Annotated in this window: 18 protein-coding genes and 1 tRNA gene; 4 read left to right on the top strand and 15 right to left on the bottom strand. The window is 41.6% G+C overall.

From position 1 onward, the window contains the following. Positions 1–236 precede the first annotated feature (236 nt). The 15 genes from HXT30_RS02035 to HXT30_RS01965 form a co-directional block, all read right to left on the bottom strand. Positions 237–2,540, bottom strand: a complete 2,304-nt coding sequence (locus HXT30_RS02035) for a DEAD/DEAH box helicase (RefSeq protein WP_016635363.1) — start codon at positions 2,538–2,540, stop codon at positions 237–239. Next, positions 2,537–3,274: a hypothetical protein gene (locus tag HXT30_RS02030; RefSeq protein WP_205412420.1), complete on the bottom strand. Its 738-nt coding sequence runs from the start codon at positions 3,272–3,274 to the stop codon at positions 2,537–2,539. The genes HXT30_RS02035 and HXT30_RS02030 overlap by 4 nt, the downstream gene beginning before the upstream one ends. Beyond that, entirely contained in the window at positions 3,244–5,433 is a 2,190-nt protein-coding gene (locus tag HXT30_RS02025) for a DEAD/DEAH box helicase (protein WP_422111726.1), read from the bottom strand. Before HXT30_RS02025 ends, HXT30_RS02030 begins: the two co-directional genes overlap by 31 nt. After that, positions 5,434–7,251 carry a site-specific DNA-methyltransferase gene (locus HXT30_RS02020; RefSeq protein WP_016635360.1) on the bottom strand — a complete coding sequence of 606 codons (1,818 nt, stop codon included), beginning with the start codon at positions 7,249–7,251 and terminating at the stop codon, positions 5,434–5,436. A gap of 182 nt (positions 7,252–7,433) precedes the next feature. Further along, positions 7,434–7,649 carry a helix-turn-helix domain-containing protein gene (locus HXT30_RS02015; RefSeq protein ID WP_060786410.1) on the bottom strand — a complete coding sequence of 72 codons (216 nt, stop codon included), beginning with the start codon at positions 7,647–7,649 and terminating at the stop codon, positions 7,434–7,436. A 725-nt stretch (positions 7,650–8,374) separates the two neighbouring features. After that, a tRNA-Arg gene (locus tag HXT30_RS02010) sits at positions 8,375–8,448 on the bottom strand. A gap of 161 nt (positions 8,449–8,609) precedes the next feature. After that, entirely contained in the window at positions 8,610–9,278 is a 669-nt protein-coding gene (locus tag HXT30_RS02005) for an ATP-dependent Clp protease proteolytic subunit (protein ID WP_422111725.1), read from the bottom strand. A gap of 5 nt (positions 9,279–9,283) precedes the next feature. Next, positions 9,284–9,895: an ATP-dependent Clp protease proteolytic subunit gene (locus HXT30_RS02000; RefSeq protein ID WP_032813113.1), complete on the bottom strand. Its 612-nt coding sequence runs from the start codon at positions 9,893–9,895 to the stop codon at positions 9,284–9,286. A 35-nt stretch (positions 9,896–9,930) separates the two neighbouring features. Continuing rightward, on the bottom strand, positions 9,931–11,433 hold the full coding sequence (locus HXT30_RS01995; RefSeq protein ID WP_422111724.1) for a chloride channel protein: 1,503 nt from the start codon (positions 11,431–11,433) through the stop codon (positions 9,931–9,933). A gap of 150 nt (positions 11,434–11,583) precedes the next feature. Continuing rightward, complete coding sequence (gene tig / locus HXT30_RS01990) at positions 11,584–12,942, bottom strand: trigger factor (protein ID WP_016831440.1); 1,359 nt, start codon at positions 12,940–12,942, stop codon at positions 11,584–11,586. 51 nt (positions 12,943–12,993) lie between these two features. Next, on the bottom strand, positions 12,994–14,376 hold the full coding sequence (locus HXT30_RS01985) for an HRDC domain-containing protein (RefSeq protein WP_422111723.1): 1,383 nt from the start codon (positions 14,374–14,376) through the stop codon (positions 12,994–12,996). A 181-nt stretch (positions 14,377–14,557) separates the two neighbouring features. Further along, positions 14,558–14,929, bottom strand: coding sequence for a hypothetical protein (locus HXT30_RS01980; RefSeq protein WP_422111722.1), 372 nt, complete (start codon positions 14,927–14,929; stop codon positions 14,558–14,560). Positions 14,930–15,052: 123 nt separating this feature from the next. Then, entirely contained in the window at positions 15,053–15,934 is an 882-nt protein-coding gene (pflA, locus tag HXT30_RS01975) for a pyruvate formate-lyase-activating protein (protein ID WP_020973667.1), read from the bottom strand. 110 nt (positions 15,935–16,044) lie between these two features. Next, a complete protein-coding gene (locus HXT30_RS01970; RefSeq protein ID WP_422111721.1) occupies positions 16,045–18,420 on the bottom strand; it encodes a formate acetyltransferase in 2,376 nt (791 codons plus the stop codon). Between the two features lie 261 nt (positions 18,421–18,681). Continuing rightward, the gene (locus HXT30_RS01965; RefSeq protein ID WP_422111818.1) at positions 18,682–20,394 is read right to left on the bottom strand and encodes an NAD+ synthase; all 1,713 of its coding nucleotides are present in this window, start codon (positions 20,392–20,394) and stop codon (positions 18,682–18,684) included. 291 nt (positions 20,395–20,685) lie between these two features. On the opposite strand from HXT30_RS01965, the gene HXT30_RS01960 reads away from it, so the two are divergent. The 4 genes from HXT30_RS01960 (at position 20,686) to HXT30_RS01945 (ending at position 23,733) form a co-directional block, all read left to right on the top strand. Then, on the top strand, positions 20,686–21,534 hold the full coding sequence (locus HXT30_RS01960) for a MetQ/NlpA family ABC transporter substrate-binding protein (RefSeq protein WP_016784798.1): 849 nt from the start codon (positions 20,686–20,688) through the stop codon (positions 21,532–21,534). 124 nt (positions 21,535–21,658) lie between these two features. Further along, positions 21,659–22,459, top strand: coding sequence for a methionine ABC transporter ATP-binding protein (locus HXT30_RS01955; RefSeq protein WP_422111720.1), 801 nt, complete (start codon positions 21,659–21,661; stop codon positions 22,457–22,459). A 1-nt stretch (position 22,460) separates the two neighbouring features. Next, positions 22,461–23,141 (top strand): methionine ABC transporter permease, encoded by a 681-nt coding sequence (locus tag HXT30_RS01950; RefSeq protein WP_422111719.1) that lies wholly within the window; start codon positions 22,461–22,463, stop codon positions 23,139–23,141. 52 nt (positions 23,142–23,193) lie between these two features. Next, complete coding sequence (locus HXT30_RS01945; RefSeq protein WP_016635598.1) at positions 23,194–23,733, top strand: peptidylprolyl isomerase; 540 nt, start codon at positions 23,194–23,196, stop codon at positions 23,731–23,733. Positions 23,734–23,797 lie beyond the last annotated feature (64 nt).

Below are 23,797 nucleotides of genomic sequence, written 5' to 3'. Positions count from 1 at the left end.
TAAATTAGGTTATAAGGATATAAACATAAAAATTTGAAAACGCTATCACATAAAACACGAACGTGACTTAGATCAAAAATTATTAACCATTCTTGATTAATATATGTACAGATTATTGTCACAAATGGATTGGGAGTACTAGGTTGACGAAAGCTCTAGGCGTGGTGCTTGGAGTTTTTGCCTATTACCCGAATCGTTTGATACATTGGTAACGGTTTAATGCTTTTGCCAAGTTTTTAGTAGAGAAACTTTTCTATAAGTCTTTTCTGCTCATTATTCAGTTCTACAATAGAACTATAAAAGCAAATTTCTTCTTCTCCAATGGATTTTACATATGGTTTCAGCCACTCAATATCTTCAAAGTCAAATCCATATTTTAGCATCCAAATCTCTGTTGCATCGTCTGTCCCGAACTTCATATAATTCGCCATTTTCTGGGAGCGCTCATCATTCGTATCCAAATAGTATTCACGAAAAACTGCATAGTAAATGTCACTCAACTTGAAGCCAATCATTTTATCCAAAAAATCATAAGTATCAAATACAACCGTATCGTAATCCACATTTTTTGCAAGGATTGTATTCGGTATTTTAGGGTAAATGGGCAGATTCTTATTGGGTATTTCATTATAGCCAACCATATATTTGGCGGGTATAGATTCAATACGTTCAGGATGTTTCCTTCGTTCATTCACTTGTGCAACTCGTGCGTATCTAATCTGACAAATATTTCTAAAAGTTCTGCCGGTCACTTTCCAGAGCATGATTCTAATTGCTTCATTCAGTACTTTTTTCTCTGATACAACTAAAGGACGTCCGAGATAGGACTCGTAAAGTTTATGAAACAGGTCTTTGATCTCTGGAGTAATTTCTTCGGCAGTAAGAATGTTTTCATCAATAAACAGCATATCTAACAATGTTGGTATCAGTAATTTGATTTCTTCCGATTTAATCTTTTCAACATCTTTTTCGGTCAGATTATACTCATCATTAAATGTATCATTAATAATTGCGTCCTTAAACTCCTGGTAGGTTTCATCAATTTTGTCATCTTTAATATCCAAATGAGATATCTCTGAAATAGGTTCGTTTTTTAGAAGTGTTTTACGCAATGGTGTCATAGCAGAGGTGCGAACTATGACGCTACCTACGTCAAATTGCTTATTCGTGGTTGAGCGCCCTGCACGACCAATAAGATTTTTTACAGACAAAGATTTTGAGGCCTCGAATCTGTCGATATAAACTACATCAAAGGGCATATTTATCCCCTGCTCCAATGTGGAGGTTGCAAAACATAATTTGCAGAACCCTCTTTGAGTAAAATGCTCAAGAATGAGTCTAGCAGTAAGGGGGATTGAGCCATGATGGGATACAATTCCGCGCATGAGGTTATCAATCATGTCGGAATTATAGTAATTCATATCGTTTTTTGATGCTCCAATGTATTCGCGGAGACTTTCGATTAGCTCTAATGCCTCTGGATTTGTAATTGTGGGGCAGAACTCAAAATATTTATTGAAGCGTTGAAATATTTTTTTGTTAAGAATCTGTGTTTTCGCAGCGTATATCAGCACGCTACCGCCATTCCTTAGCGACTGCTCAATGGGATCATAAGAAGATAATATTTTACGTTCACCAAATATTCTATTGTTTGTTCCGAAATGATAAAATTCTCCCAAATTAGGATTATGAGTATAAAATATCTGTCCAACATTTTTTTGCTTGTACTGTCTCGAAAATGCTGATTCGTCCAGCTCAATATTATTCTTTTTTAACTGTGCCTGCGGGTTTGATATAAAAGGATGGGCAAATATGAATTTCGCATTTGGAAAAACTTTCAATGCACGTCGAACGATACCGTCAAAGTATATTCCCCGTGTTGATTTTTCGTCACTTAACTGGGCTTCATCAATAAGTATGTATTCAATATCCAGCCAAGACTTGTTCTTAAACAATTCGCGAGCACGCTCAGGGGTAAGAATAAACACATTTCTTTTGGCATGTTTAGTATTGATGCGCTCAACAAATGTTAAGACATTCACTTCTTTGACATCTACGGTGCTGCATACACGGTCATGATATTCGTTTATTAGTGCTCTCGAAGGAACAACTACAACAATATCTCTTTGCGATTTCATAATCACATTGCTGAATACAAACGACTTTCCCGTACTTGTGGGAGCAGAAAAGCTGAAACATTGCTTTGAGTTGATTTGTTTTAGAATATCCGCCTGCATTGGTGTATAAGTATTACCCCAGCGTTCTTTGATTTGTTGAGAATATATATCAAACACTACACCTTGAAGTGTTTCTGGCGTGGGCGATTTATAGAACAACCCCATTATTTCTATCACGTCATTTTCAATGGTGGCAAAGAATGCAGGTTGAAATATTTTTAGATACGAAACAATTTCGAGAACCACCGTATCTACTGGTCCATCTAGATATAAGCATTCAAGAGCATAGTTTGCTATTTCGGGCAAATTTATCCCGTCTTTAATTCGACTTATCAAGTTCCCATTTTCTAAAATACTATTCATAGATTCACCGCCACTAATAATACTTCCTCAAATGGAAGTAGTGATTGAAAATCTGAACGACCTATAATGTTATTGATAATACTATCCGATTTTGTGCTTTTGGCAGAAAAAGCCGCAGCAAAACCCTTTCTTCCGTCATAAGCTCTACGAAGTGCTGCGTCTGAACAAAAAGGTTCTAATTCGGGCAAATCTTCAATGTCCTTACTCTTTTCAATGAAATCTACCATCTGTGGCAAAGCACTGGAATACGCAGTTGTTGTCGTAACATACTTGGATTCACCAAATATGACTGTATCTGTATCAATATTTTGGCTATGAAAATCGAATCCCGGATTTCCAGACTTTTTCTTTCCAAGTAACTCTGCCAAAGGTATATCCAAGTAGTGAAGTTCGTTTACGATTGCCTCTCTCGCTAATTCGGATACAACATACTCGCCAGCATCCTTGGAGATTTTATCGTCTTTGGATTTGGAGAATTTCTCCTCGATGTCCTTTATAGTTTTATTGGCTCTTGAGGTAAAGGCTGCAATTTTGTAATCTTTATTGAATTTGCTAAGCCACGACAAATTCATTAAAACGGTCAAAATATCTAACAAAGTTGCAGATAAATCTTCGGGGTCAATACGCAAAAACTGCACTTTAGCTTTTCCATTTGTATTTACTTGTCGATGCTCTATTACCTTCACCCCAAACACCTCTTTTCTTACATTAAAACATCGGATAGAATTTTCCAACTGTCACTTCCGATGTCATCGGAATAGGTATCCATACAGATACACAATTCCTCGCTCTTTTCATCGTAGCGGACGATGCCGCCGTTCAGCTCATAGCGTTCAAGATAATCTTTCAGCACCTTAAACTTTTTCGGCGTGAAAATATCAATATCCTGGCTATTGCCAGAACGGTCAAAACCACCCTTGGTTTCGATAATCCAAATGTTACCACGAACGGAAATAATGTAGTCGGGATAGAAATTCTTCTGTTTTTCGGAGTTATCGGCATAAACGATGGAAAGATATTCGTTGCCCTTATCACCGTTCTTATATACCCAATCCACACTGTCAGCGTGTTCGCAGTATTTTTCAAACTTGCGCTCCGAAGAAGAACGAACCTCGGCAGAGGAAAGATAGCCGCAATACACGTTCTTTTTCATTTCCACCTGTGTTTTCGCCGTTCCATCATAGGTAAACAGACAACTCTTCGGAATACGGAACTGCACTTTAGATACCGTCTTTATATCCAACTGAAGCTGCGCCAACTCCGCCGCCATCGCTTCACGCACGATGTACTTCAAACGGTCTGCATTGTTAATGACAAAGATGTAAACCTCTCTTGGCTCTAAAGTAAGAATTTTACGCGCATACTTGAAATTCTTATCGAACAGCTTGCGGATAATGGTATTCATATAATTATATTCCATACCAATTTCCATACCGATTTTACCGATGCGGTTGTGATACAAGTGTCCGTGTTGGTGGGTGTTCAGCTTTTCCTCAATGGTGACGGTGTTCATATCGCCGGCATTGAAATCGAGGGTTGCTGTTTCGCCCGAATATGTATGGCGCAAAATGCCGTCTGCAAATACGAAGCCCGCCGTCTGTAAGCGCGTCAGATTTTCCGCTTTATTGCCGCCCGTCTTAAACTCTTTCTCAAAGTATTTGGCAACGGCAAGCAGCGCAGTCTGCGGATTGCGGGTATTCGTAACCATTGTCCGCTGTTCACTGATCAGCGTGATTTCTTTGTATTCGTTTTTGAGAAACAGCGTAGCCGCATCCAACGCACCCTTGCCCAAGCTCATTTTCACACCCTGCGTAAACTTCTCGTCAAAGGTATAGAGGTAACAGCTATCCAGCAAATCGCTTCCATAGTGATGCGCTTCGGGCATACGGCGGATACGTCCTATTGTCTGTATTTCAAAGGTTTCGTCCATGTTGTCGCGGAGCTTCACCAGAATATAGGCTCTCGGACAGTCCCAACCCGTAGCGACGGCTTGCTTGATGATAACAGCAACGGAATTTGCATTCGGCTCGTCGATGCCCTCCAGGTTTTCGTGCATATCGGAGAGCCACACCGCCAACTGCTGATTTTCATAGGTAATACCTTGTGTATCAAAATAACGCTCAATATCATCCTGCATTTTCTCGGACTTATTCGGTATTTGCACAACAATCAGCGGATTAATGTCCTTATCCGCCGCCAGAAAAGCGGAACGGAGCGCGCGCTGCTTGGCGAGTGCCATTTCAAGCAGATAGGAGTTCTGGTCGGTGGTTTCTATGCTCTGCGGAAAATCTTCATTGATGATGAGCATTTTCTTTATCAGACCTTCTGAAATTACATCTTCTTCGGGAATTTCGATAATCTCCGCATTTTTTATGCCCTTCGGTGTAGCAGAGCAACGGATAATTTTATTCGTATGGAAATACTGAATAATCTCGTCCGCTTTGACCGTGTTATTCTGATGGCTCTCGTCCACGATAACCACAAAGCGCAAGCCGTCATTCAAAGCGTGTTCGATATGCTCAATGAAATTGGTGTGTTCGCTGTCTTTGAGGGCGTTATTGCCTTTTTTCGTCAGCTTCTCCCAGTTGATGAAACAGCAATCGTTTTCCTCAAATCCCGCCGCCATCACATCGGCAAGGAGCTTGGTTTGCGCGGCGTGGATATACTTGTCCATTTTCGCCTTGCTCTGTTCTTCAAGGTTACCCTTGCCTGGTGTGAGCCACACAAACACGGTTTTCGGATAGCTCTGCGTGTATTGGTGCATAAAGTAGGTGAGAATGATGGTCTTTCCGCTGCCCGTGGGACTTTTTAAGATGATGTCCCTGGCAGAGGTATCCATCGCATCAAACAAACACTTTACAGCCGTTTTTTGAAACATTTTTAGTTCCATCATTTACACCTCCTGCAACTCCCGATAATAGTAATCGGGAATAATATTTATCTCTATGTCGTGTTCGACAAGGGACTTTTCCTGTTCCTCGTCGGGTAAGAGGTCGTGTCCCATATACAGCTTGCGGCATTTACTGTAAGCATCAATATTTGCCATAAAAACGGCAAGTTCTTCTTCGGTCAGCACAATTGCAATTTCCGCGTTGCCGACAAAATTGATGCCGTTTTCAAGCTCCACCAATTCGCGGATATGACAGAGCAGCTCGCCCGCATACTCATAATAAAGACGTTCTGAAATGGGAATGTAGTCCACCTTGTAATATTTCAGACTCGCGGCGTACCCCTCTTTGTCGATAACGCGCTTGATACGCTCGTAGGTCACATCACGGCATATGTTGTTTTCGTTGTTGGTGCATAGGATGAAACGACGGTTTCCGCCATCTTCGTCATTCAGCTTCATAACGGCATGTCCCGTTGTGCCGCTGCCAGCAAAAAAATCAAGAATGGTTGAATTTTCTTTGGATATGCGTTGCACTACCTCTGATACAAGTGCAAGCGGTTTTGGGTAGGAAAATGCTTTTTTACTACCAAGAATATCAGCCATTTCATTGCCACCGTTAGTAGTATAAAAGGCTTTTTCCGTCCAAATAGATTGAATAGTTGTTCCAGCAGTTCGATAATTATCAACATTGACAGTAGGAATACGGCTATCCTCGGATAATCTATGTGTTTCCAATTCACCACTTTTGATTTTTTTAATTACACCATCGGAAAGATACTGAACTGTAAATAAGTTTTTTGTCTTGCCAGGATTTTGAGGCACGATTTTGATGTAACCTTTTTCCCAATCTTTCGCAAGACGGGACGGAATTAAACGCCATACACAAGGCACACCTTTTCGTGTAACAGGCCAAATAGCATACGCGCCTTCAGGCGCCTCCGAATAGTCATATATGAAATCTTGTAATTCGCCGTTATATTCTCCTGCCTTTACCCTTTCGGCAAGGGATTTTCCACATCCTAAAAAAACTCCATCCTTATCAACAAATATCGGATAGGCTTGTCCTGGTCTCTGTACTTGGTCGAATGTCGCTAAATTCATTCCGTGGTAAGGTGACGCATATTCGTTCATTGCAGATTCGCTCGCATTGGGAGAAAAATCATTTGGGGTAATAAATACAATAAATTCGTATGTAATATTAAAACCACCGTTTGGCTTTCCACCCGATGTTTGAACCGTTACGCAAGTAACATTCTTTTCGTAGAACATTTCTTGGCACATCAACATGAGGTTATGTACCTCTTGGTATCCAATACTAATTGCAATAACACCATTTTGCGCAAGAAACTTTTTCGCAATTTTAAGTCTTTCAGTAATAAACGAAATCCACTTACTATGTTGGTATCCATCGGTAGCTGAAAGATACGTGTCATCATAAATAAAATCTTGGTTTCCGGTGTTATAAGGTGGATCTATGTAGATAAGGTCAATCTTGCCCTTGTGCGTTTTCTCCAATAGTTTCAAAGAAGCGAGATTATCCCCCTCAATGAGAAAATTCATTTGACCGCCGTTGTCGATGAAAAGGCTTTTGTCCTCGGTCAGCACAGGCGTATGCGTATCCAGCACATCGTCAATTTCCTCGCGGTGTTCTTCAAACACAAGACCATACTTTTTACCATTAACATCTTTCTCCAACTCGGAAAGGTAGGTCAGCAGATTGCCCGTGTTTTCGTCCTGCGGGGCGGCAGATATGAAAGTGCGTATCTGACCGATTTTTGCAATCAGGTCATCACGCTTTTGTTTTGAGATGTTGGTGCTCATCGTGTTTGTGCCTCCTATTTTTTCTATTGGCGCAGCAATTCACACATTGGTAAACGCATCGGCACCGGCTTTTGTTGTCCGTCGTACATACCATCTGGAGCGAGTTGTAACCAGGGGGGGTAGTGCGGACATTGGCACACTTGCGGATAAATTGGTATCATCATATCGAATTAGAGTCGCGGCTATTTCTCCTGCGACTCTTTTGGTTTTTCAGAGGTCTTGATATACTTGCCGCTTTTAATTCTTGCATCGGCGGGCTTTTGTGCATCGTCGGGAATTGCCCAGGTACGACCAATCCGCGTCGCACTCTCAATACGTTTTTCGTTGAGCAAGGTCTGTATGCGCCGTTGGCAGATGCCCCATTTCTCAGCGGTCTCCGCAACGGATAAATATTTCATCGTACCCCTCCCAATTATTCCGCGTACCGCTAACCTTTCAAAAACACACTTTTATATTGACTAGGGAATTAGCGGAACAAACTTCTTTTACGCAGACATAAATTTCATCAGTTTGTAAAATATCATTATATGATTATACTCGTTTACACGAATAAAATCAAGAGGTATGAAAAATGTTCAGAAAATATTTTCAACTTGAATAGTCGCAGCTCCTTCGTACCAGATAACTGAATATTGCAGATGTCAGCACTCTCATTTTTCAAAAAAAGAGAGTGCTTTTTGCGCCCCTTTACAAAAAGAGGGTTATAGGCCAAAAAGTGTGTAAAAAATCATGTCTCACATATTGCAATACAAGCGTTTTGCGGTAGTCGAATCTGTTTTCTGCACATTCGCCACCCGGACAAAAAGTGTGTAAAAAATAAGCTCATAACCCTTACGGCAGTAAGGCTCGTAGTATATCGAATGTAGGTATTCTTATGTGCAGTCGTTCTGTGCGAGGGTCTCTAGTTAGCAGTTTTCAAACTCGCGTGCAGTTAGCGTTCTGTGCGAGCGTCTCATGACTGTTACTTTCTCAGTCGGTTGACTGAATTAGTAACAGTGTTTGGATTGTGACTATGCAACAGAATATTCATCAGCTTAGCTTTACACACTTTTTGACCTATAACCCTATAACCCACCAATGAATTAAGCAGTAAAAAAAAACGCGGTGAAAACCGCGTGTATCGTGCGCCAGACAGGATTCGAACCTGCAACCTTCTGATCCGTAGTCAGATGCTCTAATCCGTTGGGCTACTGGCGCATGTTCTCCAAAAACTTGGAACTTTAACTTTCCGTTGTTTTTGGCAACTTGACTAATATACAACCATCTTTACAAAAACACAAACCCTGGCGTGTCGCCAGCGCCAGGGTCTGCATCTAAAACATAAGAATCAAAACATAAGAATCTAAAACATAAAATCCTTAAGACCTATGCTCCAGAACCTCATCTACCATACCGTATTCTTTAGCTTGAGGAGCGGTAAGAATAGTGTCTACCTCAATATCTTTACGAATGCGCTCAACACTTTGGCCAGTGTGCTTTGCAAGAGTAGCCTCTAACCATTCGCGCAAACGCAACATTTCTTTAGCTTGAAGCTCTATCTCTGTGGCTTTGCCAAAATCTTGACCCATAGCAGGTTGATGAATAAGCACGCGCGCATTTGGCAAAATCATGCGCTTACCAGCAGCACCAGCAGCAAGTAAAATCGCAGCAGCCGAAGCAGCCTGGCCTAAGCACACTGTTTGCACATCTGGCTTAATGTATTGCATGGTATCGTAAATGGCCGTCATAGCCGTCATAGAACCGCCTGGAGAGTTAATGTACATCATTACATCTCTGCTTGGATCCATGCTTTCTAGAACCAAAAGCTGAGCCATAATATCGTCTGCAGAAGTATCGTCTACTTGAACACCCATAAAAATAATGCGGTCTTCAAAAAGCTTAGTGTATGGATCTTGAGTTTTCATGCCGTACGGCGTTTGCTCGCCAAATTGTGGCAAAACATAACGATTTGTAAAAGTCGTATTAGTTTGGCCAAATCCACCCAAACGCTTAGCGCGAGCAACAAACTTTGCTTCTTCACTTGCCATTAAAATCACTCCTCCCCACGCATAGAAGCTGGAGTGGTAACAATCTTATCTACAAAGCCATACTCCAAAGCCTGCTGAGCAGTAAACCAATGATCATACTCGTTGTCTCGGTAGATCTCTTCAACCGTATGACCAGTCTGCTGAGCCGTTAGCTCAGCGAGAGTTTTCTTCATATCCATAATAAGTTCAGCATTAATACGCACGTCTGTAGCAGTGCCACCAACACCGCCAGAAGGCTGGTGCATTAGCACGCGAGCATGAGACGTTATAAAACGCTTACCAGGCGTGCCAGAACTCAGCAAGAACTGACCCATAGAAGCAGCCATGCCAACAGCAATCGTAGCAACATCTGGCTCAATAAGCTGCATAGTGTCGTAAATAGCCATTCCAGCGGTAATAGAACCACCTGGCGAATTAATATAAAGCCAAATATCTTTCTTAGGATCTTGCGCAGCTAGCATAAGCATCTGAGCGCAAATAATATTGGCATTTTCATCCTTGACTTCAGAGCCAAGCCAAATAATACGATCTTTTAAGAGTTGATTAAAAATCGAATCCGTTGGATTTTGTGGCTCCCCTTCTTGCATAACGGGAGAAGCCGTAAACAGATCAGTCACCTTATCTCCTTACAAACATTTTGAATACATCTAGACTATCGTGTGCGCGTGACCGCAAAACAAGAATGTGAAGTAAAACGCTTAACGCAATTAGACACGCAATTAGACACGCAACTAGACACACAACTAGACACGCAACTAGACACAATCACCGCAAATAGCATAAGACAAAGTAATGTAAACGGTGCATTTACTAATTCCGCAACTAAAAGCCACGCCATAATCGGAGCTTTTCTAGAAGACGCAAGTAAAGAAGCAGCGCCAATAATAGATACAGAAATTGCAGAAACTTGCGAAATGTCAAAAACTTGCAAAAAACCAGACGTTGAAAAAATAGCGTATAAAATCACACCAAAGCAAGCGCCAGTTGAAATACTCGGTTGCAATACGCCTCCAGAAGCACCATAGCGCAAAACAAGCACAGTCATAAGCATTTTAATTAGCGCAAGAAGCAACAAAATAATCATAATATGCGAGTTTTCTGCCAAATACGGAAAGCTAGCTACAGAAAAAGCAAGCTGAGAAAGCGACCTACCGTTCCCCATAATATGCGGAAACCAACAAGCCGCAACACCAATAACTAAGCCAGCTATAGGCATAAAACACAGCATTTGTATGCCACGCAAAGCATGAGTTCTACACCAAATAATACCCAAGCGAAAAACGTAACCAACTAAGCCGCACACTGCACCAACAACAACAGTTAAAACGCAAATTTGCCAAGAAATCACGCAAGAAAATTGCGAAATATTGTAGTATCTAGAATGATGCAATAAAAACTCAACAACAAACGCAGCAACATAATTCATAACAAGAGCAAAAGGCAAGCAATGCAAACGCTCCGAGCGCGCAATATTTTTAAGTGCATTAACTATTACAGAGCCATTTTCGCGATTTAGCCACGCATAAAAACCAAAACCTTGAGTTTTACTAAGCAAACCTAAAGAAAGCACAGTGCCAGCTAAAGGCGCGTGGTACACTGCAGCCAAGCCAGCACCTGCAGCAGACGCAACTAGTATACGCTGAGTTTTAACAGACACATTAAAAATACTGCTGCAACGCTGAGCAATCATTGCAGCTAATTCTCTAGGAGCTACTTCCCTTCCGATTGAGATTCCAGAGCCAACAATGACGATTTGCAATAAAACATGTGCAATAGTAGAAAAAATTGGCATTCTACTGCCACTAACGGCTTGTGGAATAGTAACGATTCGAGGAGGATTCTCCTTCTTTCGCAAAAAATACCAAGCCAGTGCAGCAATAGTCATAGCAATTGTGCCAGGTAGCACGTATCGATACCAAGGAAGCCCTAAAAATACAGTATTTTTAGCAGATTCAATTGAGCCAAAAGCAAGGTGTTGTACAGCGTAAAAAATAAGCGTAAGAACTGTTGCTCCTAAGCCAACAAGAACGCCAAGAGCAACAGAGACTGCAATAAAACGCGCTACTAGAATTGCAAAACTAAATAATTTGCAAGATTTGCCGAATTTGCTAAATCTGCAACAAGATTCATGCTTTGTTTTAGCACTACTATCCATAATGTCTCGCAATTCTTAACATTTTTCTATAATAATCGTAATTCTATATAGTAATTATTTAATTAAATATAAGTAAGACCCAGCAGAGCTATACTCCACTAGGCCTTAAATAACAAGATTATTAGAAGATTCTAATTTAGAAGACTCTAACTACTTTTCAGCAGAAAGCTCATCGGCAACAGCTGCAGCAGCAGAAGCAGCCTTAACGCTTTCATCTTCTGGCTCTTCATCTTCCGACAAGAAAGCACTCAAATCAAGAGCTTCTCCGCCAGCAACGAACTTTACAGCACGCATGCCAGCAAGCAAGCCCTTAGAGCGAGCAACTTCTTGAACAGCAGAACCAAGCTGACCATTGCGAACAATAGCGTTAATAAACTGGCTTGGATCCATTCCGTACTGCTGAGCAACAGAAACCAAGAAGTTGGTAACGTCTGCTTGAGAAACAGAAACATCGAGGCTTTCTGCCAAAGCGTCGAGAACCATCTGGTCACGAAGCTCCTTTTCTGCAGCCTTTTCAGCCTCTTCCTTTTGCTTCTTAGTGGCCTTTTCTGGGTCTGGAGTCATGCCCTTAAGGTGCTCGGCAACAGCCTTATCTTTAACACCCTTTGGCACAGGAATTTCAACTTCTTCTTGAATCTTAGCAATAAAAGCATCGCGAGCAAGAGTTGCCTGACGGCCTTCATTTGCCTGCTCCAAAGACTTACGAACGTCTTCCTTAAGTTCCTTTAGAGTGTCGAACTCAGATGCTTCCTTAGCAAACTCATCGTCAAGCTTTGGCAATTCTTGAGCCTTAACGGAGTTAACCTTTACCTTAACCTGAGCTTTCTTGCCCTGGTTCTTTCCAGCTTCGAGAGTACCTTCAAAAGTGGTTTCTTCTCCAGCGGAAAGACCTTCCAAAGCCTCATCCAAACCATCAAGCATAGTGTTGGAACCAAGCTCGTAGCTTACGCCATTTTGAGAATCGGCAACTTCGTCGTTAATCTTAGCTTCCAAATCGATGTTTGCAAAATCACCCTTCTTAGCTGGGCGATCAACACCAACAAGAGTGCCAAAACGTGCGCGCAAAGCCTCAAGACGAGCCTTAACATCGCTATCTTTAACTTCTGGCTTCTCTACTTCGATTTCTACACCCTTAAACTTGTTAAGCTTGAACTCTGGGCGACGCTCAACAGTTGCAACAAACTTAAGCTTAAGTTCGTCTTTAGCAGATTCTGGGACTTCCTGAACATCAAATTCTGGCTGATCCATTGGGCGAATCTTCTTTTCTTCCAAAGCCTTAGAATAAAGCTCTGGAACAGCAGAATTTACAGCTTCACCGGCAACAGCTCCGAAGCCAACTCGCTGATCTACAATCTTGCCTGGTACGTGTCCCTTACGGAAACCTGGCACGTTGATTTGCTTTGCGATCTCTTTACGAGCCTGATCCATAAATGGCTCAAAATCTTCGAGATCTGCGGTAATGGTGAGCTTAACCTTAGTTGGCTCAAGATTCCTGACGCTGATTTTCACGCTTGCGCTCCTGAAATTACGTTTTCTAGCTTCTGCCATATGGCACAACCGTTACATAATAGCGCGAGTTACGGACTCAGCAATTAAATCGCTTTGCCACGTTCTTGCACCCTGCTCTACAAGAAACTCCTTAACATCAATATGCTCAATATTATCTTGCCAACAAAGATTGCGAATAATTTGCGGTTTAATAATGATTTCCGTAGGCGTATGCGTATCTTCTGCAATCTTGATTAAAGACTGCTTTACATTTTGTAAGCGCTCATATCTTTTGGGATGATGATCACGCCAATACTTCATAGATCGTGGAGCTGCTTGCGATTCTTGTGCGTCGCTAGAATCAACAGAATCGCCAGCATCCGCAGAATTGCCAGTATCGCCAAAATCGCCAGAATCGTTGTAATTGCCATATTTACTACTTGAATCATCAAGCTTAGAAATAATAGCAACTTCCCCACTTTTAGCGCGACTAATCGCGTCTTCTATAACAGCTTTCCACACATTTGGCTTGATTTTGCGCTGAATCGGAGCATAACGTTCAAACATCTTGTCTTGCTCGCTGCCCGTGTGAATCCTAACACGTTCGTTAAGAATGCGAATTGAGCGAAACTCCCTAGAATTACTTGGTTTTCGCTTTCCTGCTTCAATAATCGCAGCATCCGAAAGCAATAGAGTTGGCGCAATATCGTATTGACAAGCAAGCTCATCTCGCTTTTGCCAAAGCTCTTTTGCAATCATTAAGCCGATTTTATCGTGCATAAGAACGCTTATATGAGATATTCTAAGCCAAGGATTTGGGTGAGGAGCCTTCTTTTGAGCACCTTTACTTAATAAGTGTGCAAACTCTTGATTTGCCCATAAAAGCTTACCTTGCTTTTTTAACTCGCCGCTCATTACTTCTTCTAATTCGATTAGCAATTCAACGTCTAAAGCCGCGTAATTTCGCCAATCTCTAGGAAGAGGTCTATATGACCAATCCGCTGCAGAATGTTCTTTTGCAAGAGTAAGCCCCAAATAATATTCAGTTACAGAGCTTAATCCAAAGCGCTTTCTGCCAAGTAATTTAGCTGCGATTTCTGTGTCAAACAAAGCACGCGGACGCAAACCAATATCGAAAAACCCTGGTAAATCTTGCATCGAATCGTGAATAATCCAAGGCGCATCCCCTACTGCCTTGTTAAATTCATTCCAATCAACGCCAAGTTTTCCTAGCGCTATTGGGTCTAGCAATCCAATTCCTGCACCTTTGCGTTTGAACTGAATCAGCCAATCTTCGTGACCATATCTAAAACCAGATGCGCGCTCTGCGTCTGCAGCCAAAGGACCCGACCCTGCTGCTAACAAATTACAATATTCTTTATATGATTCAAGCGTATCAATGACTTCTGGAACTCCTTCTCTAGGCTCTTTTAAGAGCTTTGGTTCCTTATTCAAGAACGCCTCCCGATTGTACGCTTTAGCCAAATTCTTACGCTTTTTGCATCTTACTTTGCAATTTTTTGCAAAATATCCGTAAAAAATATTTAAGCCGTGTTATAGATTATGCATCTTTTAACACGGCTTCAACTTTCGCACACAACTACGACTAATCAAAAATAAGCAATCAATCAAATAATCAATCTGCTTTATTGTTTACTATTTCTCCATTTATGTGCTTAACAAGCCTAGTTTTAAGGAATCTAGTAAGAGTAAATGCAACTGCCGAAACTAAAACTGTTGGGATAACGTAGAGAGCATGTAAACCTAAATCTCTTATTGGGAAAGTGGCAAGTTCTGTAGCAATAGTTATAGCAATAGATATTATCGGCACTTCAATAAGAGGTTTCTTATCGAAAGCCGCAACGATATTTATCGGCAACAAAATTATCGGCAAAACAATTAAAATAATAAGCGCTGTGCCAAAGCCAAACTGATCGTTACACCGTGCAAAAATAGCTAACGCTAATGCAAAAGCTAATGCAATCCAACAACCTATTCTGCGCTTCATTGCGTATCCTTTCTCTAAAAAGGGTGTTTATGCAATTATACAAAAATCCTTCAAAAAAAAACAATACAATACGCAAAAATTGTCTAAATTACAGTTACATTTTTGATGCAATCTAAACGCAGTCTAGTACACAACAAAACCGTGGTCTTTGAACTGGTTTACAACTCGCTCTTTAAGCGCCTTAGAAGGTCCTTTTTGATTCTCAAGAGGGTACGGAATCCTAAGCTCATGCCACTTTGGGCGACCTAGTTGATGGAATCCAAGCACGTCAATATGCTCAACAGCATCCCCAAACGAATCGCAAATCTCAGCAACTTTTTCAACATTTTCTTCGCTGTCTGTAAGACCTGGAACGAGCACAAAACGCACCCAAATCTTCTTACCAGCCTTCGCCAATCGCTGACCAAAGTCAATAGTTGGCTGAAGCAAGCCGCCAGTTACTTTTTTATACGTTTCTTCAATACCAGATTTAACATCTAGCAAGCAAAGATCAATGTCGTCAATCATTTCGTCTGTATAATTGCGATTCAAAAAGCCCGAAGTATCTAAGCAAGTATGCACGCCCATCTCTTTTGCTGCACGAAAAACCCTAGATACAAAAGCTGGTTGCATCATAGATTCTCCGCCAGAAAATGTGATTCCGCCGCCTGTTGCCTTAAAAAGACTTTGATAACGGTCTACTTTTTTAATCATTGCATCTAAGTAGACTGGCTTGCCATCGCGCATTTTCCAAGTATCAGGATTTTGGCAATATTGGCAGCGAAGCGGGCAGCCACTCATAAACACTGTCATGCGAGTGCCAGGGCCATCAACAGAAGTATTGATATCCCAAGAATGCACAAATCCAATATCGCCAGTTTTAAGAGCAACTAAGCGGTCTTTTCTGTCTAATCCAATTGGAGATTCAAAACCAGAAAGACCACCCATTAAAGTTTGTCGGGCATACTCTTTTGACTCCTTTAACATGTGCTGAGTCGTAGTGCGAAATGCTGTGTTTTCAGCCATCTATATGCCCCCTATAACCGTCTTTGGTATATCTATTAAGTCTATTTTATTTGAAAAGCCGCCAGGAGCAAAACCTGCTCACCCCCGGCGGCATTCGCAATCAATCAGAATCAGTCAGTAACTGAACCCTGGTGGAATGTACGAGAAATAACGTCGAGCTGCTGCTCCTTAGTGAGCTTTACAAAGTTCACTGCGTAGCCAGAAACACGAACCGTAAGGTGTGGGTACTTTTCTGGATGCTCAACAGCGTCTTCAAGCTGTTCCTTACGCAAAACGTTGATGTTTGCATGGTACAAGCCGTGGCCGTTGCCAGCGTCCAAAATACCAACAAGGTTGTTAATGCGCTCGTCTTCGTCTCTACCCAAACCGTCTGGAGTAATGGTGTTAGTCAACGAAATACCATCGAGAGCATCGTCATAGTCAATCTTGCCAACAGAGAACATGGATGGAAGCATGCCGTGAGAATCCATACCATTTTCTGGGTTTGCACCTGGAGCGTAAGGAGTGCCCTTCTTGTGTCCAGATGGGAAGGAACCAGTGTTCTTGTCGTACTCAACGTTAGAAGTAATAGTCAAGATGGACTGAGTTGGAACAGCATTACGGTATACAGGCAAACGCTTTACTTGACCCATAACAGTGCTTACAACCCACTTTGCCAAGTCATCAGCACGATCGTCATCGTTACCGTAGATTGGGAACTCGCCAACCGTCTTGTAGCCAACGATTAAGTCGTCATCTGCGCCTTCGATGTACTCGTACTCGTGGCCTTCAGCAGTCTTAGCATCCTTGTTGTAGATTGGGTAAACCTTTGCATACTTTAGAGCAGCCAAGGAATCTGCAGCAATAGACAAGCCAGACATACCGCAGCCGAGTGTACGATAGACTTCCCTATCGTGCAAAGCCATCTCAATGGATTCGTATGCGTACTTATCGTGCATGTAGTGGATTATGTTCAAAGCCTCAATGTAGGTTTCGGAAAGCCATTCCAAAGCCTTCTCGTAGTTGGCCTTAACCTTCTCGTAGTCAAGAGTTCCATCAGCTTCTGGCGTGATTGGGTCAATAACACCCTTATCAATAACCTGCATGCCAGTCATTTCATCGCGGCCACCGTTAATCGCGTAGAGCAAAGCCTTTGCGGAGTTAACGCGTGCAGCGAAGAACTGCATTTGCTTACCAACGCGCATTGGGGAAACGCAGCAAGCAATAGCAGCGTCGTCGCCCCAGTGCTCACGAATATCTTTATCGGACTCGTACTGAATTGCAGAAGTGTCGATAGAGATTCGTGCGCAGAAACGCTTGTAGGCTTCTGGAAGCTTTGGATCCCAGAAAATAGTGATGTTTGGCTCTGGACCTGGCCCAAGATGCTCAAGGGTCAAAGTGTTGAGCAAACGGAACGAAGTCTTAGTAACAAAGGTACGGCCATCATCGCTGAAGCCTGCATCGGACCAAGTTGCCCAGTATGGATCTCCAGAGAAGATTGCGTCGTAATCCTTAGTACGCAAGAAGCGAACAATACGAAGCTTCATAACCAAAGCATCAATGATTTCCTGAGCGTCGGTTTCGTTGATTAATCCAGCCTTCAAATCACGCTCAAAGTAGCAATCAAAGAATGCAGAAACACGGCCGAAGCTCATTGCAGCGCCATCCTGGCTCTTAACAGAAGCAAGATAGCCCATGTAAGTCCACTGAACAGCTTCCTTAGCGGTTTGAGCTGGTCGGCTCAAATCCAATCCATACTCGTTGCCCAAGTTAATAAGCTGCTTCAAAGCCTTGATTTGCTCATCGTGCTCTTCGCGGAAGCGAATCCAATGCTCAATCTCGGTCTCAGTAAAGTCGTTGCGGTATGGAATCGAATCCTTATCGCGCTTCTTGAACTCAATAAGCATGTTTACGCCGTAAAGAGCCACGCGACGATAATCACCAATAATACGGCCGCGGCCATAAGCGTCTGGCAAACCAGTCAAAATCTTGTTGTGGCGAGCAATCTTAATATTCTTGGTGTAAACACCAAACACGCCATCGTTATGAGTCTTGCGATAAACGGTGAAAATCTTCTTGATTTCTGGATCTACTTCCTTGCCAGCTTCCTTAATGGCCTGCTCAACCATTCGCCAACCGCCGTTTGGCATCATAGCGCGCTTGCAAGGTTCGTCGGTTTGAAGACCTACGATTACGTTATCTACTTCTGGGCTTTCAATGTAGCCTGCTGGCATTGCGTCAATTCCTGCTGGAATATGTGTTTCAACGTCGTATACGCGGCGCTCACGCTCGACAGCCAAGTAGTTGTCGTCGAGGTACTTCCACATATGCTTCGTTTTTTCGGTGGCGTCTGCCAAGAAAGTCTCATCACCCTCGTATGGAGTGTAATTCTTTAGGATAAAGTTACGAACGTCAATATCTTTTTCCCAATTGCCGCTTGTAAAACCATCCCACGCTTTTGCACGAAGATCCTCTTCGCTGAGAACGGATGCATCCACTGATGCCATATTTGACTCCTTTCGTATCCACGACGCTTCTTCACGTCGCCTTCTCTACTATGTTAGAGCAATGTTCAAACAGTACACGTCGATTTTTGGCATTTTTAACGTGAGTTACCTCACATTTTACTGTTTTTTAGCTTATTTTTAATAAAAATGCTAGTTTGAATCCTCAAACTAGCACATATACAACGCGTATCGAACGGGCGGTTGCTTGCGACTTTTCCCAAGCTTCACCAATCCGTTCCCAGCCTTCGTCTATTCCTCCGTCTATTCCCTAAACGCCGTTGTTACTGGAATTCGCCTATCTCTGCCAAACGCAATCGCACTAACTTTTGGCCCTAACGGATACTGCCTACGCTTCCATTCTGCGCGGTCTACAAGCCGAATAACTGTATCAACTGTGCGCTCATCAAAACCGTCTGCAAGCAAATCCGCCCTGCCGTGAGCAAGCTCGATATGAGCCTCTAACACTTTGTCTAGCAAATCGTATTCTGGCAAAGAATCCGAATCCTTTTGCCCTGGCCTAAGCTCGGCACTTGGAGGCTTAACAATAGAGTTTACAGGTATAAGAATGCCATCTTTTGGAGCATTTTCTTTAGGATTATTTTCTTTAGAAAAATCTTCACTGCCAGCAATAGGCAACATTCCAAGACCTACGCCATTTTTAGCAGCGCGATTACGCCATCTAGAAAGCGCCCAAACGCGAGTCTTAAACAAATCTTTAATAGGAGCATACCCACCTACCGCATCTCCATAAATCGTAGAATAACCGCATGCAAGCTCCGACTTATTGCCAGTAGCTAAAGCCAGCAAACCTTTTGAATTAGAATACGCCATAACAATCACGCCTCTAACTCGCGCTTGCAAATTTTCTGCAGCAACACCTTGCAAATCAAGCTGATTTTGGAATGACTTAAAAAGCGGCTCAATAGGCTGAATATCGTAATGTGCTTCAAGGCGCTTAGCTAAATCGCAAGCATCGTCTTTAGAACCAAGCGAAGAATACATGCTTGGCATTGAAATTCCCCAAACGTTTTGCCCTCCGCAAGCATCCGCCGCCATAGTTGCAACTAGCGCAGAGTCGATTCCGCCAGAAAGTCCTAAGCAAACGCCCTTAAAGCCATTTTTACGCATGTAATCTCTAAGTCCTAAAACGCATGCGCAATAAACTTCTTCGTCTGGGTCTAATTTTTGAGCAATCGTCGAGCACTTTTGCACATCTAAATCTGTATTAAAATCAACAAAACTTAAGTCTTGATCAAACATCTTAGAACGCTCAATCAAAGACCCGTCTGCGTTTACTACAAAGCTTCCGCCATCAAAAACAAGATCATCTTGAGCACCAACTTGATTTACGTAAACAAGCGGAGCATTAACCTCTTTTGCACGCTTTTGAGCCAGTTTTAATCGAATATCCGTTTTGCCTTCTTCGTACGGAGAACCGTTGATTGTTACTAGAACATCAATCCCCTCTTTAGAAAGACGCGCAACTGGGCCGCCATCTTGCCAAATGTCTTCGCAAATCGCAAATCCTAATTTTGCGCCTTTAACGTTTAGAATTCCGCAATCATCTCCAGAAGAGAAAATTCTAAATTCGTCAAAAACGCCATAGTTTGGCAAAAAATGCTTGTCGTAAACAAGTGCCACTTTTCCGTTGTTAATAACAAGCAAGCGATTCCTTGGCTTACCTAACTCATCGTCTACACCAACCGTTCCAACAACAACGTATAAATCACCTAATCCGCTATCTTTTAAGCTTTTTGCAAGACTATAAGCGGCATTATTAGCTGCTTTTCTAAATGTTGCACGCAAAGCAAGGTCTTCGATTGGATACCCAGTTAGTGTCATTTCTGGAAACACAACAATATCGGCGTTTCCCCTACTTGCGTCTTTGCAAAATCGCAATATTTCATCCGTATTTTTGCTTATGTTTCCAACGCAAGTGTCAATTTGAGCTAAAGCTAAACGCAAAGAAGTCATGTTTTTATTATAAGCCATGTTGCACAAGCCATATCATTTTAAAGCCTTCTAAAACAAAAAGATTGCAAAACGCCACGCCAAAACAATAAGGAAAAACAAAAAATCAAGCCCTAAATGCAAAAAATAATTGTTGATTATCTTATTGATTTTATTAGTATTACTAACTCGTCATAAATTATACAAATAGAAAATAGGTAGCGAAGAGGCTGCAAAATCGCATATATTGATATTCCGTTGCTAAGAAACAAAATAATCAACGAACAAAAAACATTAAAGGACAAGGGGAAAAACATGAAAATCACAAAGAAGAACACAAAGATTATTGCAGCTTTTACAGCACTAACTGCGATTTTGGGTCTTTCGCTAAGCGCATGCGGATCTTCTGCAAATGGAGCAACTAAAGACGATAAGGTGATTAAGGTTGCAGCTTCCCCAACTCCTCACAGCGATATTTTGAATAAAGTAGTTAAGCCGATTTTGCAAAAGCAGGGCTATAAGTTGGTTGTTAAGGAATTTACTGATTACGTTCAGCCAAATACTGCTGTAGAAGAAGGCGAAGCAGACGCAAACTACCATCAGCATTTGCCATACTTAGATAACTTTAATAAAGAAAGAGGAACGCATATTATTTCTATTGCTGGAATCCACTTTGAGCCATTTGGACTTTACCCAGGAAAGACTAAAACAATTAAGGACTTAAAAGATGGCGCAACAGTTGCTGTTCCTAGCGATCCAACCAACGAAGCTCGCGCACTTCTTCTTTTGCAAGACGCAGGTCTTCTTAAGCTAAAGAATCCAAAGGATGTTAACTCAACCAAGAAGGATATTGTTTCTAATCCAAAGAATCTAAAGTTTAAGGAAATAGACGCCTCTTTGGTTCCAACAGTCGTTAAAGACGTTGATTTAGCTGCTCTAAACGGAAACTACGCTATTCAAGCTGGATTTAACCCAACTAAAGATCCTCTTACAAGCGAAAAAGTTGGAGGCGTAGCCGCTAAGACATACGAAAACATTATTGCTGTTAAGAAGGGCTCCGAAAAACTTGCTAAAATCAAGGCTCTTGTAAAAGCGTTAAAAACAGATGAAGTTCGTGATTTTATAAAGAAAAACTACAACGGCGCTGTTCTTCCAGTGTTTTAACGTGATTACAGCGTTTAATCGCAAATAAAAAAAAAGAGACATGTGCCTCTAAAAAAACTAGAGGCACGTGCCTCATATTTGTTTTATAATTCGTTTTACAATTCGTTCTACAATCGGTGGAAAAATGATTCAGATTGAACATCTTTATAAGACTTATTCAAGCGGCAAAACTAAACACGAAGCGCTTACAGACATTAATTTGACTATTGAATCGGGAGAAGTCTTTGGAATTTTAGGTTCTTCGGGAGCTGGAAAGTCTTCGCTAGTTCGATGCATAAACCTTCTAGAAAGACCTACGAGCGGAAAAGTTGTAATAGACGGAAAAGATATTACATACGCTAAAAATCGCGATTTATCTAATATCAGGTCAAATATTGGCATGATTTTCCAAAACTTTAGTCTTTTCCAGCAGCGAACTGTATTGCAAAATGTGACTTTTCCTTTGGAACTAAACCACACGAATAAAAACGAACGAGAAGAACGAGCAAAATATTTGCTTGACTTAGTTGGCTTAAAAGATTTAGCAAACCGCTACCCTATTCAGCTTTCTGGCGGCCAGCAGCAACGTGTTGCTATTGCGCGAGCGCTTGCTAACAATCCTTCGATTATGATTTGTGACGAAGCTACAAGCGCATTGGATTCAACAACTACTGCGCAAATACTTGATTTGCTTAGAAGAATTAACCGAGATCTTAACGTTACATTGGTTATTATTACTCACTCTCTTGCAGTTGCGCGCAATATTTGCGATAGAGTTGCAATGATTGATAGTGGAAAAATCGTAGAAATCGGCGATACTTCAACGCTTTTCAAGAATACGCAAAGCAATATTCTAAAAACACTTATTGCAAACGAAAATGTTGAAAATCATAGAGATAACAGCAAAAACATCAGCAACAGCAACGAAAACAGCGAGGTGAAATAAAATGACAGAAAATATTTCACAATTTATAGACGAATATGGAGAACTAATTATTGAAGGCACAAAAGACACAATTGTTATGACTTCAATATCTACATTATTTGCATACATAATAGGACTTCCAATAGGAGTTCTTCTTATAACAAGCGCAAAGCAAGGAATTTGCAAAAACGCGCTGCTTAACACTGTTTTAGGAAGCATTGTAAACTTTGTGCGATCTATTCCGTTTATAATTTTGCTTGTTGCTATAATCCCACTTACAAGGCTTATTGTTGGAACATCTTTAGGTGTTCCAGGAGCAATTGTTCCGCTTGTTATAACAGCTGCACCATTCGTAGCGCGAATTGTTGAACAATCTTTGGCAGAAGTTGACGGAAGTCTTATAGAAGCTGCTCAAAGTTTTGGAGCAAGCAACACACAAATCGTGTTCAAAGTATTGCTTTTTGAAAGTTTACCTTCGCTAATTCGCGGAGCAGCATTGACTTTTATTACGCTTTTTGGATTCTCCGCAATGGCTGGAACAGTTGGCGCAGGAGGACTTGGAGATATTGCGATTCGCTACGGGTACCAACGCTACCAATACGACGTTATGAGCGCAGCAGTAATTTTGTGCATTTTGCTTGTGCAATTAGTGCAAAGCATTGGAGATTTAATATCCAACAAAATCAACCATCACGAGCGCTAATATTAATCAAAATAAACAGTGAACAGTCTTTAATGTATGGGAGAATCGCAATATGACACTTATTAATATGCATACGTCTGAAGGCGATATAAAGATTAATCTTTTTGACGATAAAGCGCCTATTACAGTAAAAAATTTCGTTGACTTGGCAACTGGCGAAAAAGAGTGGACTGATCCTTTTAGCGGCGAAAAGTCTAATGAGCCTTTCTACAATGGCTTAACTTTCCACCGTATTATTAAAGATTTTATGATTCAAGGCGGATGCCCTCTTGGAAACGGAATGGGCGGTCCTGGCTACGAATTTGACGACGAGATTGACCCATCTCTAAAGTTCGATAAGCCATATTTGCTCGCGATGGCAAATGCTGGAAAGCAACGCGGACGCGATGGCCGCTTGCATGGCACGAATGGATCTCAATTCTTTATAACAACTGTTCCAACTCCTTGGCTTGATGGTCATCACACGATTTTTGGAGAAGTTGTGGACGATGAGTCTAAAGCTGTTGTAGATAAGCTTGAATCTGTTCCAACAGATAGGTCCGATGCTCCACTAGAGCCAGTTGGAATTATATCTATTGATGTTATTAAGTAAAAACATTAGTTAAAATAAAGCAAAAATAGTATAAAAATTGCAATAATAAAACTTCCAGCCAAAG

Source organism: Gardnerella sp. DNF00571G, from assembly GCF_049262695.1.
Classification (GTDB): Bacteria; Actinomycetota; Actinomycetes; order Actinomycetales; family Bifidobacteriaceae; genus Bifidobacterium; species Bifidobacterium piotii.
The sequence above is the reverse complement of the archived record's forward strand: the minus strand, read 5'-3'. Positions and strand labels throughout refer to the sequence as shown.